Source organism: Oscillatoria sp. FACHB-1406 (assembly GCF_014698145.1).
Taxonomy (GTDB): domain Bacteria; phylum Cyanobacteriota; class Cyanobacteriia; order Cyanobacteriales; family Spirulinaceae; genus FACHB-1406.
In genome coordinates this window covers 38,150-53,540 of the sequence record NZ_JACJSM010000006.1, presented here as the reverse complement: position 1 = coordinate 53,540, position 15,391 = coordinate 38,150, and the positions used below count along the sequence as shown (strand labels likewise).

Sequence of the window (15,391 nt, the reverse complement as noted above, 5' to 3'; positions counted from 1 at the left end):
ATTCCCCTGTTACAATCCAGCCAATGAACGAGACTGAAGCCCTAAAAAACGAGATCGAAACTCTAAGAGAACAGTTGAAACAAACGCAACTTGCTTATGAAATGGCAGTGCAAGTCAGTCAGTTTAAAGCTGGATTTTTAGCGCGGACTTCCCACGAGTTGCGATCGCCCCTCAATAGCCTCATCGGCCTTCACCAACTGATTATCTCCGATCTCTGTGACAGTCCCGAGGAAGAACGCGAGTTCGTTCGTCAAGCCCATCAGTCTTCTTTAAAACTCGTTCAACTGATGGATACAATTATTGATGTCTCGAAGGCGGAATACGGCTCGAATCAACTCGAATTTGCGCCGGTGGGAGCGGGACGACTGCTCGAGGAACTGCAATACTTGACGCAATTACAAGCGGCGAATCGCGGCTTTAAGGTGAACTGTCAGCTTCCCGAGGGGGAACTTTACCTGCTCGGGGACGGACGGCGCTTGCTGCAAGCGTTAATGGCGATTGTCGATACTTCGCTGGCTTATATGGAAGAAGGGGAAATTGAAATTTCCGCTCGGCCGGAGGGCGATCGCGGTATTATCGCGATCGAAATTCGCTCTCCCCTGATGATTTGGAGCGAAGCCGCAGATTTAATCGAGCAGGTTGCGCCTCCTACCCCCGAAAGTGTAAAAAAAGAGTTGATTCAAGCCCCGAAAGCGCCATCCCCTGGCATGAATTTGCTCCTCGCTCAAACACTGCTGGAAGTCTTGCAAGGCGAATTGCAAATTGTTGCTCTCGAACCGGAGGTTACGCGGTTGCAGTGTGTCTTACCGCTTGCTGATGCTGAGGCGATCGCTCGGGCGTTACCAAGCGACTAGCGCTATTGTAAAGCACCATTGTGGTGGTGGAGTTGCATTCAAAGCCAATGCGTTCGTAGAAATGTTGTTGGTGCGTCGTCATTAAATAGACGCGCTCGACGCGATTGACGCTGGGATGGGCGATAACGGTTTCGACGAGTTTGCTGCCCAAACCAGCACCGCGATAGTCTGGATGCACGACGACATCCCAAATTGTCGCGCGGTAAATGCCGTCGGAGGTAGCCCGCGCGAAACCGATCAGGCGATCGCTATCCCAGAGCGTAATCGCTGGATTGCTGTTGGCGATCGCAATTTCTAAGTCCTCAAGGCGACGATCTTTTGCCCAAAATGCAGTAAGGCGAAACAACGAAAGCAGTTGATCGCAGTCAATTTTAGTCTTCTCGGCACAAAAACGAATTTTGCGGCAGTCCATAGGTGGAACGTCCTATTGAGAATTCAAGTTAGCATTTTAGCGAGAACTTCTGAAAAAGCGACGGTTTTTCGCGCTTTTGTCAACAAATGCCGATAGAACTGTTGCGAAGTGACAAAATACTAGATCGGTTGCAGTTCGGGTTTCCGATCGAGAAGCGGGTCAGGTGAGGCGTTACACTAGAGAACTCTACCTAGATATAGTAGCAAGTGGACTTAAAATAGCTCGCTAGACGCTACTGATGGCGGTAGGTAGAACATCGCGCCGACTGGCGATTCCTCAAGGATATGCAGAGCCGTGCGCGTCTCGAAAAAATTTAGTACAATTGTATGGAGATGGTTCAAAAATACTATAGCGGGATCGTGAAAGCATGATGACTTATCCCTCTAATCGGCAACGCAGAGCGTCTACTGCGAGCAAAGCGCGACAATCCTTAAAGCAACAACTCCGCCAAAAAGCCAGTCAACTCGGACTGCCAAAGACGAAAAGTATCTTTCCGGAAGGAAAACTGAGTCCGAACTACGGCGATCCCACAGCGGTTGACGATCGCCCGTTCGTGCGGGTTTAATTGCACTCAAGACGCGGGGCAAAAAAATTTTGCCCCTTTACCAAATTAAGGAACCGAGAACGCTCAATCCGTAAAGCGCGATCGCGAACCTCAAGAGCAAACCCAACAGCGACTTCTTCGATTTCGGAGGGTTCAATCGCTGCGGTACAACGGACGGAGGGGCAGCAAGACGCTTATCGGGACTAGGTTTCATGGGTTGAGATGTTTAAAGGGCATGAGAAAATCCTAACGCATCTTTGACTCGGCTTAGAATGCGATTGGCGCTCTCTTCCGCCTTTTCTTTGCCTTCTTTGAGGACGGATTCGAGGTAGCCTTTGTCGCTAGCAATCTCCTTATATTTTGCTTGGATAGGCGCGATCGCACCTGTAACTGTTTCGGTTAGCAACGGTTTAAACTGCCCCCAGCCCATCTCTTGGCATTCAGTTGCAACTTCCTCTTTACTTTTTTGAGCAAGTATGGTGTAGAGGTTCAGTAAGTTGTGACATTCCGGACGTTCGGGATTGTCGAACTCGAGCCCTTTAACGGTATCGGTTTTGCAGCGCTTAATTTTTTTGGCGATCGCTTCTGGCGGATCCAGCAACTCAATGCGACTCATTTCCGACGGATCTGACTTCGACATTTTTTTCGTTCCATCCGTCAAACTCATCACCCGCGCCCCCTCTTTACGAATCAGCGGTTTGGGAAGCTTGAGAACGGGATCATCTTTACGACCGAAGCGATCGTTAATGCGAATCGCGATATCGCGCGTCAGTTCGATATGCTGCTTTTGATCTTCTCCGACAGGAACCAAATCGGCATCGTACAGTAGAATATCTGCCGCCATCAACACCGGATAATCCAACAAACCGACGCTGACATTTTCGCCCTGCTTGATCGCCTTTTCCTTAAACTGAATCATACGCTCGAGCCAGTTGAGGGGCGTGATGCAATTGAGCAACCAAGCGAGTTCGCTGTGGGCGCTAACGTGGGATTGTACGAAAATCGTCGAATAACTCAAATCGATACCGCAGGCGAGATAAAGCGCCGCGATTGCGTAAGTATCAGCGGCGAGGGTTGCCGGGTTATGCGGTACGGTAATCGCGTGCAGATCCACTACGCAAAAATAATTATCGTACTGCTGTTGCGCTTCAACCCAGTTGCGAATTGCACCGAGATAATTGCCAAGGTGTAGATTTCCAGTTGGTTGAACGCCAGAGAGAATTCGCTGCTTGCTCATTCTTATGTATGTGTATTTCGCCAGGGTTATATGCGGTTTTAGTTAGTTAATACTCTAACTCTTTCGGCCATCGGATAACTCGCAGACTCAACGATAACAGCACGTGCCTATTGGATAATCGCTAGCGAGCAATATGATAGAGGTTTGCTGACACAGTTGCGATCGCCTCTTGGCTTTGAGAAACACCTGTTGTACTTTTATGCAAAATATCTTAACATTTTCTTTAGATTTATTAAGATTTATGACAGACCCCAATTATTTAGCGTTGCTCGAACGAGGCGTACCGCATTGGAACAAATGGAGGCAGGAGAACGCCAGCCATAAGCCAGAACTGACGCGCGCGCAACTCGACGAACGCAATCTCAATCAGGTGAATTTCAGCCAAGCAGAATTAATTGAGGCAAATTTTACGCGATCGCAGTTGATCGGGGCTAACTTGTCCCTATGCGATTTAATTCGGGCGCAATTCACCGGGGCAAATCTGCGCCATGCTTCCCTGGAGCGCGCTAATCTCAGCCGTTCCTGCTTTGCCGATGCCGACTTGACTCGAAGCTCGTTGCAGCACGCAGAACTGACACGCATTAACTTTCAGCGTGCCAACCTCCAAGGAGCCAACCTCAGCCAGACAATTTTAATTGGAGCCGATTTCCGCAATGCGAACCTAACCTGGGCGGATTTCGGGAAAGCGAACTTAATCGGTGCAGACTTACGCAATGCCAACTTAAGCGGCGCGAATTTCGATGAGGCAGACTTAACAGGAGTTGATTTAGTCGGTGCTAATCTCAGCGGTGCGAACTTAGGAAAGGCAAATTTAACCAAAGCCGACTTGACTCACGCCAATCTCAACAGCGCTAACTTAAAAGGAGCCAATCTTACGGGTGCAGACCTAAGTCAAGCCGATTTAAATGGAACGAATTTAATCGAAGCAGATTTAGACGGGATTATTTTACGCAACTAACGGGGGGTTGCCCTCCTATTAGGAACTTCTGCGCTTAGAATTTTTCAAGCGAATTCCCTGAGAAAATTCAGTCATTGCTTGCGGTTTGGGATTCGCTATCAACTGTTTCAACCCTTGTCGTTCGCGCTCGGAAAGTTCCCGCCATTCGCCCGGACTTAACGCATCTAACGTCAAAATTGGATGGGGATTAGTTGGGAAATGCGGCGAATCCTGTTGCGGTTTGGGGTAAGATGCGATCGCGACTCGCACTAAACGCAACGTCGGATAGCTAACTGCCGCCGTCATCCGCCGAACTTGGCGATTGCGCCCCTCACTCAGACTGATTTCTAGCCAACTCGTCGGAATATGCTTGCGTTCGCGAATCGGAGGGATGCGATCGGGAAGCGAAGGGGTTTCCAGTAAAAGCTCCACGCGCGCGCGACGAGTCCAGCCATCTTTGAGTTTAACGCCAGAACGCAACGACGCGATCGCCTCCTGCGACGGAATTCCTTCCACCTGCACCCAATACGTCCGCAAATGCCCGTACTTCGGCTCGCACAGATAATGCTGCAACTTACCATCATCACTCAGCAACAGCAAGCCCTCGCTATCTCGGTCTAATCGCCCCACGGGATATACTGAAGGAATGGAAATATAAGATTTAAGCGTCGGATGGTTCGTATCTTCGCTGCTAAATTGACAGAGAACGCCGTAAGGTTTGTAAAAGATTAAGTAACGCAACTTTAGTAATTGATAATTGATAATGGACAATGGATAACGAAATGCAGCACGCGGCACTTTTAACAATATCAGCGCTAGACTAGCGATTAAGGTTCTAATACCAGATTGATATGAAACTGCATAAAATCTAAAAGTAGGGTGTGTTAGCGAAGCATAACGCACCATTATCCTAACCCAAAATTGAGAGGAGTCGATTCTGTGGAACATCATATTCAATGGGTCTAAGTAGGATATCTATATCCATTGTTCATTATCCATTAACCTCTCTTCGTTATCAATTATCCATTATCAATTATCAATTAAACTATGTCGCTTCGTCCCGCCCGCATTACTAAAGTTTTACCCGATTCTATCGGAGCCGAAATTGGCTTTGAACCCGGAGATGCAATTGTTTCCATCAACGGCGAACAACCTCGCGATCTCATCGATTATCAATTCCTCTGTGCGGACGAAATTCTCAATCTTGAAGTTCTCGACGCGAAAGGAAAGAAACATCGCCTCGAAATTGAAAAAGAATTCGACGACGATCTCGGACTCGAATTTGAGACGGCTTTATTCGACGGCTTAATTCAGTGTAACAATCATTGCCCCTTTTGCTTCATCGACCAACAACCGCCGGGAAAAAGAGAAACGCTTTATCTTAAAGATGACGACTACCGCCTCAGTTTTCTCTACGGCAGTTATTTAACCCTTACCAATTTATCCCAAAAAGAATGGGAACGCATTGAAAAAATGCGTCTGTCCCCGCTCTATGTTTCCGTTCACGCTACCGAACCGGAAGTGCGCCAGCGCTTATTAAAAAATCCCCGCGCCGGACAAATCTTAGAACAGTTAAAATGGTTTCAAGAAGGGCGCTTGCAGGTTCACGCACAAGTTGTTGTTTGTCCTGGAATTAACGACGGCATCCATTTAGAAAGAACGCTGCTCGATTTAGCGGCATTTCATCGCGGCGATATTCCCACAGTGGCTTCAATTGCCGTCGTTCCCGTCGGGTTGACTCGCTTTCGTCCGAACTTAACCGAATTAACGCCTGTCAGTGCAGAAAAAGCGCAAGAAGTTATCGCTCTGGTTCAAAAATTACAGCAACAGTTTAGCGAAAAAATGGGTAGCGTTGTGGCTTGGTTAGCCGATGAATGGTTCTTAATCGCCGGACAAGATTTACCGCCAGAATCGCACTACGAAGATTACCCGCAAATTGGCAATGGCGTAGGTTCAATTCGCCAATTTATTAAAAATTTTGAGAGTGCGGCGGACGAAATTTTACCCCAAAAAATCGAGCAGGAGAAACGTTTTACTTGGGTGGTAGGTAAGGCAGTCGATCGCGCCTTTCAACCTTTAGTGAAACGATTGAACGAAGTGGAAGGATTAACCGTTCGCATGGTAGCACTGCCGAGCCTGTATTGGGGCATTGAGATTGCCGTGACGGGATTGTTAACCGGGCAAGATTTGTTAGCGGGATTGCAGGGGAAAGTGTTGGGCGAGGCGGTTTTGTTGCCGTCGGTAATGTTAAAGGCAGGGGAACGAGTATTTTTAGATGATATGACGGTAGAAGAACTCGAAAAAAGTTTGGGCGTTCCGATAATTGCGATCGCGGGAATTGAAGAATTGCTGGAAATGTGCGTTTTAGAAGGAGAAAATTCCGTTGAATATTTGGCAGGCTGATTTTTACAAACGTTCCCAGAGTGAGGCGAGTGGCGAAATCCTCTGGGAATTGCTGGCGTGCGATCGCGCCGGAAACTTATGCTGTATCGCTTCCTGCCCCCAAAAACAGGCGAATTCCGACTGGTTGGCTTCGCAACTCAAAAATGCTGCCGGAGACATCTTGCCGGACGAAATTCAAGTGTTTCGTCCCCAATCGCTGAGCCTCTTAACCGCTGCTGGGGAAAAATTAGGGATTCCCGTGACAGCAACTCGCCGCACGGAAGCCTTGAAACGAATTTTACAGGAGCGTTGGGGACAAAACGCGATCGCGCTCGACCGACTGCCACCGCAGGCACTTCCCGATACCCTCTGGGGCGAACAATGGCGCTTTGCGAGTTTACCCGCCGGAGAGATTGTGGAGGTATTTCGCGATCGCCCGATTCCCATCCTCGAACTGCCCGAATCCTTGCATCCCTTGAGCTTGGGGATTGCTGCCCCCACACCGATTCCCGGTATCATTATCGATGGCGGCAGGCGATCGATGCAACTGGCGCGCTGGTTGCAAGAAGTCAATCCCGCTGCGGTGAATTATATTCCGACTACCATCGGCGAATCGGGCGGGTTAATTTTAGAAGCGGGGTTAGTCGAGCGCTGGGTTTTAATTACCTTTGAAGATGAAGAAGTGGCGCGATCTGCCGAAGCTTATAACCAGCGGAAGCAAGGCAGTAAAGGGCTGCATTTCTTGTTGGTGCGCCCCGATGATTCGGGGGTGACTTATAGCGGTCTTTGGTTGTTGCGATCGGAGGATTAAAAAGGTAGGCTTTAATTGTAGAGAAAATATTACTTTGCTTTGAGCTTTTTCATATAGCAACCCCAAACAGTTTATGGTTATTTAAAAATCAAGAATTTTTACTAGGAGTGTGTTGTAGTCTCGCCTCTTATTGATATCAAAATGGAATTGCTCTACCTAATAGCTTCTAGCAAATTTCGATAAAATTCTTTGACTTGGATGGGCTGAAAGGCTTACAAGCTTATTGACAAGCGCTACTGGGAATAATGCTGAATCATACATATCACAGTGTAGAGATTCGACATTAGCTAAAATCATCTGCAAATTTGGCAAATTTTCTGATATCGGTTGCTTGTGAAGTGACCGAGTAGGAACTGAGACAACATACATTTGCCCAGAGCGAGACTTAAAGATTACTTTATGTCCGTAATTGACCTTATGTCCATAGCAAAGATTTAAATCGGCAGTTCCAGGTAAGATGTAGCGATAAATATAATCATCATTCAAAATTAATACCTTACCTGGATCTAATATTTTCTCTATTTCTTGAGCATGATCTACGAATGCTCCACTCTTTTCTAAACCTGCTAAAAGAAAATTATGTTTATCCCAAAGCCAATTGATAAGATCTAGCATAGGTTCCCTAAGTCTAGCAGTGTGACCAAAGAATCCTGTTGAACCATCCTTTATAAAAAAAATTTTTTTCAAAAGTTCTGGTCGCTTATTATATAAATGTCTGATAATATGAATAATAATTAAATGTTCAATTGCATTAACAAGATAAGGCAATATACCAGTTGCTCCTAACTCTTCATCGATGATTTTATGCAATTGAAAAATATCTGTAAGATAAATTGCTTTTCCCGTTTCTGGACAAGTAAAAGTGTAATCTTTACCCATTTTTTGCTCTTCTAACACAATCGAGTTGTTTTCAATACTTAAAGGGTTGCTAGACAAGTACCATTTTTTATCATCAGCACATTTATTTCTATATTTATATTTACGGAAAATAAACCATGACAAAGTATCTATCAAACTATTCTCTTCTTCAAGATTATTGTTTAAGCAGAATTCATAAATAGCTTTTAGTACACTTCCCTGAAATGTTGTTTCATCCTTTAACTGAATATTTTTAGTTGGTAAGGCTAATTTCAATCGACTAATATTTTTCAGTTTAGCCATATCTTCTGGAGCGATAAAATCAGTGGAATTTAATCGCTCCAGATCTTCTTGTTTAAACAAAAGTGTACCGAATTGTAAGAAATGTATTGTACTAGATGGAAAACCTTTATCCACAAGAACCTCAGTATAACCTCCATCTACAGCAATGATGGCTTCGACTTGATTACTATCGGGCGGTTCAAACTCTACTGTTATCTCCGTTAAAGAAATATCTTGAGCATGAGGCGGCTTGTGAATACGCTTCATCAATTCTTGAACTTCAGAAGCGTTAATAATATGATGATGGGATGCTTTACTAGCACCCTCAAATGGACGACGATTTTTCTTTGATGAATAGCCCATTCTTATCAAAATTGAGTGGTAATCTAGTTTTCAGGAGGAAAGCGATCTATCTGAACAGGGATGACAAAGGGATTACTGTAGGTTTTCATTCTAACAAATCCTTTGTCTGTATCTTGACTAAAGCGAATTAAACTTTCAGTAAAATCACTGAAGTCATAGTATTTCCTAAGCTCTTTGATTTCATCTTCATTATTAAGGTGAGAAATAAACCAATTCTGTGTCGCTTTCAAAATATTACTGCTAATTGAACTAACTTCCTGAGTTGCATAAATCAATCCCAGATTTAATTTTGCTCCTTCTTTAGCTAATCTATTATAAATTTGAGATAAATTGCTACCTTCTTTTTTTGGAAAAAGGTTATGTGCTTCCTCAAAGTAAAACTGAATAAAATTATTAGGTTGAGTGCTTGTGAAGCGTTCGAGAGCATCCTCAAAGATACGCTTGCAAATTCGTTCGCTAAACATGGCTTGAAGTAAAGGATTGCCTAAAGATAAGTCAATAATTACGATTTTTCCTTCTCTCAACCTATCTAGAATATCTCTATCGTAAGGTTTTTGAATTGTATTGGTATGTTGCTCTTTAACAGGATTAAGAATACGAAATCCAGAACAATCAGCCCTACCCCCAGACCTACTTTTGCGAGTCAGCATCACCAGCAGTGCTTTTAAGTCTTCATCAGCCCACTCATGTCCCTTTTCTTCTCTGTAGTTCTGAAATACAGAATTTTGTGCGTAAATTTCCCAAAAACTCTCCCACCAATTTGCTGCATCTTCGAGACTCATTCCTTTACTAGGATTTACTCCTTGACGTACAGCATCACGAACATCTTGACTCGCGGTGAATGAAACTCTGAAATCTGCTGGAGGTATAAAACCGGCTCTATATAAAACGCAGGAATAAACTGCAATTTGTCTGTTATGTCGTGTAGCTAACGAATAATTAGAATGATAATCTTCTGGTTTCCTTAAATCTATTGACCTAAAATTCACTACAAATCGAGTATTATCATTAGAAATTTCTTGATGTGTTCTTATAATATCTAACCCACTTTCAATTTCCGTAAAAAAATTGACTTTCATTTCTAAAAAACCATTTTTAGGAACCGTTGAATATCTAACTGTTTTTTGTTGATACAAATCAAAGATCGCCGTACCGCGATCTTGTAAATTAGAATTTGCATACTCACCGTTAATATCAAAAATAATTTGACCTATCGGATATTTAGGATTATTATTTTCGGTGAATGGATTGAGAACTTCTTCTGGGCTTTCAGTATCTTCGTCTAATTGAAGTTCTGCCTGCTCGCTCATATCAACGCAAGCTTGAATTATTTTCTTAACTGTATTCGATTTACCAGTTCTTGTCATGCCAAACAAGGCTGTTCGTTTCCCGGCAAAGTCGGGAGCCTGAACAGAAACAGGTACATCTTCTTCTGTTTGTTGAAAACGACGGCTAGAACTATAACGAACTTTCCCAAGTCTAATATTTCCTACTTCTTTTTGCGACTCATTTTCTCGATAGTTAACAATTTTTCTTAAAATTTCAGTGGACGGTTTGATAACAGAATAGTTATGTGCACTGTAAAAGTTTTCTAAATCTGCCCCAAAGCGAGTTACACCTCGATTGTCAATGTAAAAAGAACCTAAAACAGAGCATTCTAAACCACTAAAAGAAAATTCGTATCGCGTATATGAGTCTAATTGCGAGCGTTCGTTATTTCCAGTGCGAATATTATCTTTGTAATATTCTATCATACTACTAATGACTTCCCCATCAGTGGGAAGCGTAGTAGGTCGGAGCACCCGTAAAAGAATAGCTTCAACTTCTTCAGAACCGTCAAATTTGTTGTCATAGTACGCAAGAAGAAAACATCCTTGCGGAAGCCCACTAGCCTTCTTCTTCCAAAAGTCAGAAACTAAGATATCAGCTTTACTATAAGCTAACCGAAATGGACGACCAACAAAAATACCTGTGTCCCATTGAATATTTTCACCTTTCTGATTCCGTTTGAAGATGTCAATCTGTGTCAGTTGGCTGCTAATGCTGCTCATTGAGTTTTTTGTTTTTTTGGTTAGATTATAGCGGATTCATAAGGTGGATCGAGGCACGAAACGCAACATAACCTAGCTTAATGCTAGATGTTCGATGCACTCGGGATCGAGCAAAACCTCATCATCTGGATCTGTCTCTAAATTTTCGGGTTCTAAAGCCTCAAAACTTTCACGAATCGGCAGTTCTGGGAGTTTTCCTAATAAAGAGACGTTGGCTAGTAAAAGATCGATACTTTCGCGGTCGGGATGTTTTTGAACGACACGAACCGCTTGATAGACGCAATTAAGTCCTCCACGCAAACGCTCTACATCGCGCGCTAAACCCACTAATCTTTGAAAGTCGCGCTCTTCAAGAATCCGATATTGACCTGTTTTCGTTTGCAAGGTTCCTACTTTGCCTTCATTAATGGAAGCGAGAGCTTTCGCGCCGCTAGTGCGGAATTGCTCGAAAGAATTCCAGCAAGCGCCCGGTTGCAGGTTTACCGTACTCGAATTTTCTGCGGGAACTGACATGACTGTTTACCTCCACGCCCATTCTAACGTAAAACCAACGAAATCCCAATGTTGTTTCTATTGTACAGCGAGTAGTTCATAACTGAATGGCACTTTATTAAAGCAATGGTGCTAATTAGGAGGAGAGAATAAAGAGAATAAAAGACATTGGGTAGGGTGGGCAGCGCCCACCAGCTAAGACTTTTGTGCGTTTATAAACGTACATTCACGTTTCAATTAGCGCTCTACAGTAGCAACGTTATGTTTTTGGTTAATGACTAATCATTGATACCAAATTAAGATGACACTGCACAGATTATATTCTCCTCAATTCCCTATTAGATAATGGTGCGTTACGCTCCGCTAACGCACCCTACTTTTTATGACTAATAACTCATCACTCATAAGTCATCATTCTATTATCCGTAGCATGAAGAACTAACTGGGAGAGTTTTTGTCGCAATGTATCCAAACCTAAGCGCTGGCTGGCTGAGATAAAGACGGCTAAGGGATATTCTTCTGTTGCTTTTTCGATCGCTTCGGTGCTGGCGCGATCGATTTTGTTGAAGGCGAGTAAAACTGGCCCCGGCGCGATCGGCATTTGACCGAGAATTTTTGTTACCGAACGGATATGGGCGTGCCACGCGGGATGGGATAAATCGACGAGATGCAAAAGCGCATCGGCTTCGGTGACTTCCTCGAGGGTGGCACGGAAGGCATCGACTAGAGGCGGCGGTAATTCTTGGATGAAACCGACGGTATCGGTAAGCAGTAGGGTTAGGGGTTTGCCGGTGACGGCGTGGGGAACGGTGAGGCGGCGGGTTGTGGGGTCGAGGGTGGCAAAGAGTTTATCCTCTACATAAACATCCGCATTTGTCAAGGTATTAATCGTTGTCGATTTGCCCGCATTGGTATAACCGACGATCGCGATGCTAGGGACTTCCTGTTGTTGCCGCTGGTGACGCAGGCGCGAACGATGATCTTGCAAGCGATCGATTTCTTGTTGCAGGCGGCTAATACGGCGCTGAATGCTGCGGCGTTCTGTTTCTAGCTTCGTTTCCCCCGGCCCGCGCGTCCCGATGCCGCCGCCGAGACGGGACATCGCTTGACCGCGCCCGACGAGACGAGGTAGGAGATATTCGAGTTGGGCGAGTTCGACTTGGAGTTTTCCGGCGCTGGATTGGGCGCGCTGGGCGAAGATATCGAGGATGACTTCGGTGCGATCGACAACGCGAGTTCCGATTTGTGCTTCGAGGTTGCGCGATTGGGCGGGGGAGAGGCTGCGATCGAAAACGACTAGCGTCGCGCCGGAAGTTTGGGCAGCGAGGGCGATTTCCTCAACTTTCCCCGCACCGACGACGGTTTGAGAATCGGGGCGAGATCGCTTCTGTCGCACAACTTGCAGCACTTCGCCGCCTGCGGTATCGACTAACCGCACTAATTCGGCTAAACCTTCCTCAAATTCTTCGCGCGTGGCGCGATCGGTGTGCAGACCGACTGCAAGAACGCGATCGCGTCCCTCATCGACGTTTTGGGCGACGTATTCCCGCTGGAATTCCGCTTCTAACTCTTCCACCCAGCCCAGGAAATCCCGTTGCGCTAACGCCTCCAAACTCATCGGCGACGAGATATTCCAACAGGGGTAATTCTCTCCTTCTGGATGGGTTTGCGGCATTAAATGGGCGAGATACGTCTCTCCGGCATAGCCCGTCGCACCGCCCCCCCGACGCTGAAAGCCTGCCCCCGTTAGGGTGACAACCACCAACGCATCGAGGCGCTGCACCGCCATCGCCGTCAAACTCGATTGTTCGGGCGGTTCTGACTGCAATTTCGTGGCGATACAACGGATGCCGCACAGTCGTTCCGCCCCGTAGCGTGGCAGTTCTACGGGAGGGATTTGCGTCGCGCGCGGCCCTCCTACACCAACGCGAATCACCTGACCGCGACGGTTAATATAAGTACAAACGGGTTCGCCCAGTTCTGTACTAATCGCCGCGACGCGCTGGGCAAATTCAACTGTGGTCAAGCAGTCTCCCGGAAGGCGTTCGCGGTACAATCGTTGCAACTGTTTGAGTTGACTGGATTTTAATCCTTGAAGTTGACCGTAGATAGTTTCGATAAGTGTTTTGGCTCCGATCGCGAAATTTTCAATCCTGATGATTTCATCGGTTTAAGATTTCATTGTAGCGCATTTGTGTTACGAGCAGCACGAGCCAGCCCCATAAAAATCCATCCTTCCAGGGCCAGCATTAAGCAAATAAAAGCAATGAATGTTGTATCCAAGCCATCTCAACGCCGCAGTCCGAAGCGTCGCCAAATGCCGCCTTCTCGTCGTCCCAAACCGCCAGCAACTTTCTTGATTGTTGCTTTGGTTTTGGGTTACTCGGGATTAATTGCCCATTGCCTCCTGAGTGGGAGTATTGCTTTTTTAGGAATTCAGCAAATTCTATCGGGCGGCTTGAGTGGCTGGTTACTCGGTTTACTGGCGATCGCCGTCTCCCTTGTCAGTACGATAACCGCGATCGGCGTTATTTTTATTCCCTATCGCGCCTCCCTTGCCTTTCGACTGATGATTATTGCGGGTTTCAGTTCTCTCGCCCTCGGTTTAATTCTGTTGGCAACCGGTAGTCCTTTACTCCCATTGGCGGGAATTGCAACCGCCTGCTTCTGGATCGGGGCAGTCGCGATCGCAAATCTCCCCCGCCAACGTCCGCGCCGCAAGCGAAATCGTGCTGCTTCCCCAGTACGTTCTCTTCCCAAACGCCGAGCCTAAAAAGATTAAGAAATTGATAATATTTCGTATCAAAACCGTTATTAATTGTCAAAAATTGGCAATCTATTAATAATAAAAATGTGGTTAGAAATTGCAGAGCAAATCACCAAAGTTACCGGCAAATCTTTTGAAGTTCAACAGCACCGTTCAGTCGGCGGCGGATGTATCAATCAAGGATACTCGATTACCGATGGCGCTCGGACTTACTTTGTCAAACTCAACCAAGCATCCCAACTCGAAATGTTCGAGGCGGAAGCATTGGGTTTGCAACAAATGTACGATACCCAAAGTATTCGCGTTCCTCAGCCCTTATGCTGCGGAATGAGCGATCGCAACAGCTATATCGTCATGGAATGGCTCGAATTCGGGCGCGCCGATAATGCGGCTTGGGAAGAAATGGGGCGAAAACTGGCGCAAATGCACGCTTACCCCTCTCCTAACGGCAAATTTGGCTGGGAGCGCAATAATACCATCGGTTCCACGCCCCAAGTCAACGCCTGGATGGACAATTGGAGCGAATTTTTTGCCGAACAGCGCATCGGCTATCAAATTCGCCTTGCCAAACGGCGCGGCGGTTCCTTTCCCGATACCAACGCAACCATCGCCGCCATTCAAGAAGTCCTCGCCGACTGGCAGCCCTCACCCTCCCTCGTTCATGGCGATCTTTGGTCGGGAAATGCCGCTTGTACGGCGGCAGGAGAACCGGCGATTTTGGATCCGGCAACCTATTGGGGCGATCGCGAGGTAGACTTAGCCATGACCGAACTTTTCGGTGGTTTTCCCGCAGCCTTCTATCGCGGTTACAACGCCGTTTTTCCCCTCAATGAAGGCTACCAACGCCGGAAAACCCTTTACAACCTCTACCATATCCTCAATCACTTTAACCTCTTCGGCGGCGGCTACGAATCCCAAGCGCGGCGAATGCTTGACGACGTTTTGCGTTAGCGATCGCGCTCCCGAACTGCCACAAACTCGCGCAAGCGATATAAACTTAAAGAATGCCCCAGATTGAGCGGTAGCAGCGAAATTCCCTCCAAGCGCGATTGCACCCAACCATTGCCCCAATACCACTCGTGATAGCCGTCAATCCCCTTGCTTAGTAACAAGCGCAAGCAATGGTCGTTTGCGATTTGTACTTGATGATAGACTGCCACCGGCCCCAACCAGGTACTAAATGTTACGCCTTCTTGCAACCGTTCTGGAAGCGCGGAGTCGAGATTTTGAGGAAACAGCCACTTACGGAGTTCCCTCGGTAGCAGTAGACTATCGCCGATGGCTCGAGCGGAAGCATCGACTTCAATGCGTAATTGAGTTTGTTGAAAGGTTCCGAACATGAGACTAGCGCTGAGTTTTAAGATTGACTGCTTATAGTCTAACGCTCAATTCGTAGTTCGT

The 15,391-nt window shown here is 46.2% G+C and carries 16 protein-coding genes; 7 read left to right on the top strand and 9 right to left on the bottom strand.

Translation table 11 applies throughout. The features are described from left to right. The first annotated feature begins 23 nt into the window (after nucleotides 1-23). Nucleotides 24-854 carry a HAMP domain-containing sensor histidine kinase gene (locus H6G50_RS08405; protein ID WP_190715150.1) on the top strand — a complete coding sequence of 277 codons (831 nt, stop codon included), beginning with the start codon at nucleotides 24-26 and terminating at the stop codon, nucleotides 852-854. Here H6G50_RS08405 and H6G50_RS08400 read toward each other — a convergent pair. Beyond that, nucleotides 784-1,266: a GNAT family N-acetyltransferase gene (locus H6G50_RS08400; protein ID WP_190715149.1), complete on the bottom strand. Its 483-nt coding sequence runs from the start codon at nucleotides 1,264-1,266 to the stop codon at nucleotides 784-786. The genes H6G50_RS08405 and H6G50_RS08400 overlap by 71 nt on opposite strands. A 367-nt stretch (nucleotides 1,267-1,633) precedes the next feature. Between H6G50_RS08400 and H6G50_RS08395 the strand changes: the two genes are divergently transcribed. Next, complete coding sequence (locus tag H6G50_RS08395; RefSeq protein ID WP_190715147.1) at nucleotides 1,634-1,831, top strand: hypothetical protein; 198 nt, start codon at nucleotides 1,634-1,636, stop codon at nucleotides 1,829-1,831. Between the two features lie 37 nt (nucleotides 1,832-1,868). On the opposite strand, the gene H6G50_RS08390 is transcribed toward H6G50_RS08395, so the two are convergent. Both H6G50_RS08390 and trpS read right to left on the bottom strand, forming a co-directional pair. Further along, nucleotides 1,869-2,024, bottom strand: a complete 156-nt coding sequence (locus tag H6G50_RS08390; protein WP_190715145.1) for a hypothetical protein — start codon at nucleotides 2,022-2,024, stop codon at nucleotides 1,869-1,871. 12 nt (nucleotides 2,025-2,036) lie between these two features. Beyond that, a complete protein-coding gene (trpS, locus tag H6G50_RS08385; RefSeq protein ID WP_190715142.1) occupies nucleotides 2,037-3,047 on the bottom strand; it encodes a tryptophan--tRNA ligase in 1,011 nt (336 codons plus the stop codon). Nucleotides 3,048-3,288: 241 nt separating this feature from the next. On the opposite strand from trpS, the gene H6G50_RS08380 reads away from it, so the two are divergent. Then, nucleotides 3,289-4,005, top strand: coding sequence for a pentapeptide repeat-containing protein (locus tag H6G50_RS08380; protein ID WP_190715140.1), 717 nt, complete (start codon nucleotides 3,289-3,291; stop codon nucleotides 4,003-4,005). Between the two features lie 18 nt (nucleotides 4,006-4,023). Here the strand turns inward: H6G50_RS08380 and H6G50_RS08375 are convergent, their stop codons facing one another. Continuing rightward, nucleotides 4,024-4,725 carry a pseudouridine synthase gene (locus H6G50_RS08375; protein ID WP_242032757.1) on the bottom strand — a complete coding sequence of 234 codons (702 nt, stop codon included), beginning with the start codon at nucleotides 4,723-4,725 and terminating at the stop codon, nucleotides 4,024-4,026. Between the two features lie 306 nt (nucleotides 4,726-5,031). On the opposite strand from H6G50_RS08375, the gene H6G50_RS08370 reads away from it, so the two are divergent. Together H6G50_RS08370 and H6G50_RS08365 are read left to right on the top strand one after the other, a co-directional pair. Further along, nucleotides 5,032-6,387, top strand: a complete 1,356-nt coding sequence (locus H6G50_RS08370) for a TIGR03279 family radical SAM protein (RefSeq protein WP_190715136.1) — start codon at nucleotides 5,032-5,034, stop codon at nucleotides 6,385-6,387. After that, on the top strand, nucleotides 6,368-7,177 hold the full coding sequence (locus H6G50_RS08365) for a Tab2/Atab2 family RNA-binding protein (protein ID WP_190715134.1): 810 nt from the start codon (nucleotides 6,368-6,370) through the stop codon (nucleotides 7,175-7,177). Before H6G50_RS08370 ends, H6G50_RS08365 begins: the two co-directional genes overlap by 20 nt. Nucleotides 7,178-7,333: 156 nt before the next feature. On the opposite strand, the gene H6G50_RS08360 is transcribed toward H6G50_RS08365, so the two are convergent. The 4 genes from H6G50_RS08360 to hflX all read right to left on the bottom strand — a co-directional run bounded on the left by H6G50_RS08360 (nucleotide 7,334) and on the right by hflX (nucleotide 13,288). Then, nucleotides 7,334-8,680: a DNA double-strand break repair nuclease NurA gene (locus H6G50_RS08360; RefSeq protein ID WP_190715132.1), complete on the bottom strand. Its 1,347-nt coding sequence runs from the start codon at nucleotides 8,678-8,680 to the stop codon at nucleotides 7,334-7,336. Nucleotides 8,681-8,703: 23 nt separating this feature from the next. After that, nucleotides 8,704-10,731 (bottom strand): DUF87 domain-containing protein, encoded by a 2,028-nt coding sequence (locus H6G50_RS08355; protein ID WP_190715130.1) that lies wholly within the window; start codon nucleotides 10,729-10,731, stop codon nucleotides 8,704-8,706. Between the two features lie 72 nt (nucleotides 10,732-10,803). Continuing rightward, nucleotides 10,804-11,244 carry a hypothetical protein gene (locus H6G50_RS08350; RefSeq protein WP_190715129.1) on the bottom strand — a complete coding sequence of 147 codons (441 nt, stop codon included), beginning with the start codon at nucleotides 11,242-11,244 and terminating at the stop codon, nucleotides 10,804-10,806. Between the two features lie 376 nt (nucleotides 11,245-11,620). Beyond that, complete coding sequence (hflX, locus tag H6G50_RS08345) at nucleotides 11,621-13,288, bottom strand: GTPase HflX (RefSeq protein WP_199302767.1); 1,668 nt, start codon at nucleotides 13,286-13,288, stop codon at nucleotides 11,621-11,623. Nucleotides 13,289-13,489: 201 nt separating this feature from the next. Here hflX and H6G50_RS08340 point away from each other — a divergent pair, with 201 nt between their 5' ends. Together H6G50_RS08340 and H6G50_RS08335 are read left to right on the top strand one after the other, a co-directional pair. Next, nucleotides 13,490-13,996, top strand: a complete 507-nt coding sequence (locus H6G50_RS08340) for a hypothetical protein (protein ID WP_190715127.1) — start codon at nucleotides 13,490-13,492, stop codon at nucleotides 13,994-13,996. A gap of 78 nt (nucleotides 13,997-14,074) precedes the next feature. After that, nucleotides 14,075-14,941 carry a fructosamine kinase family protein gene (locus H6G50_RS08335; protein WP_190715125.1) on the top strand — a complete coding sequence of 289 codons (867 nt, stop codon included), beginning with the start codon at nucleotides 14,075-14,077 and terminating at the stop codon, nucleotides 14,939-14,941. Here the strand turns inward: H6G50_RS08335 and H6G50_RS08330 are convergent. Beyond that, nucleotides 14,938-15,330, bottom strand: coding sequence for a hypothetical protein (locus tag H6G50_RS08330; protein WP_190715123.1), 393 nt, complete (start codon nucleotides 15,328-15,330; stop codon nucleotides 14,938-14,940). The genes H6G50_RS08335 and H6G50_RS08330 overlap by 4 nt on opposite strands. Between the last annotated feature and the right edge of the window lie 61 nt (nucleotides 15,331-15,391).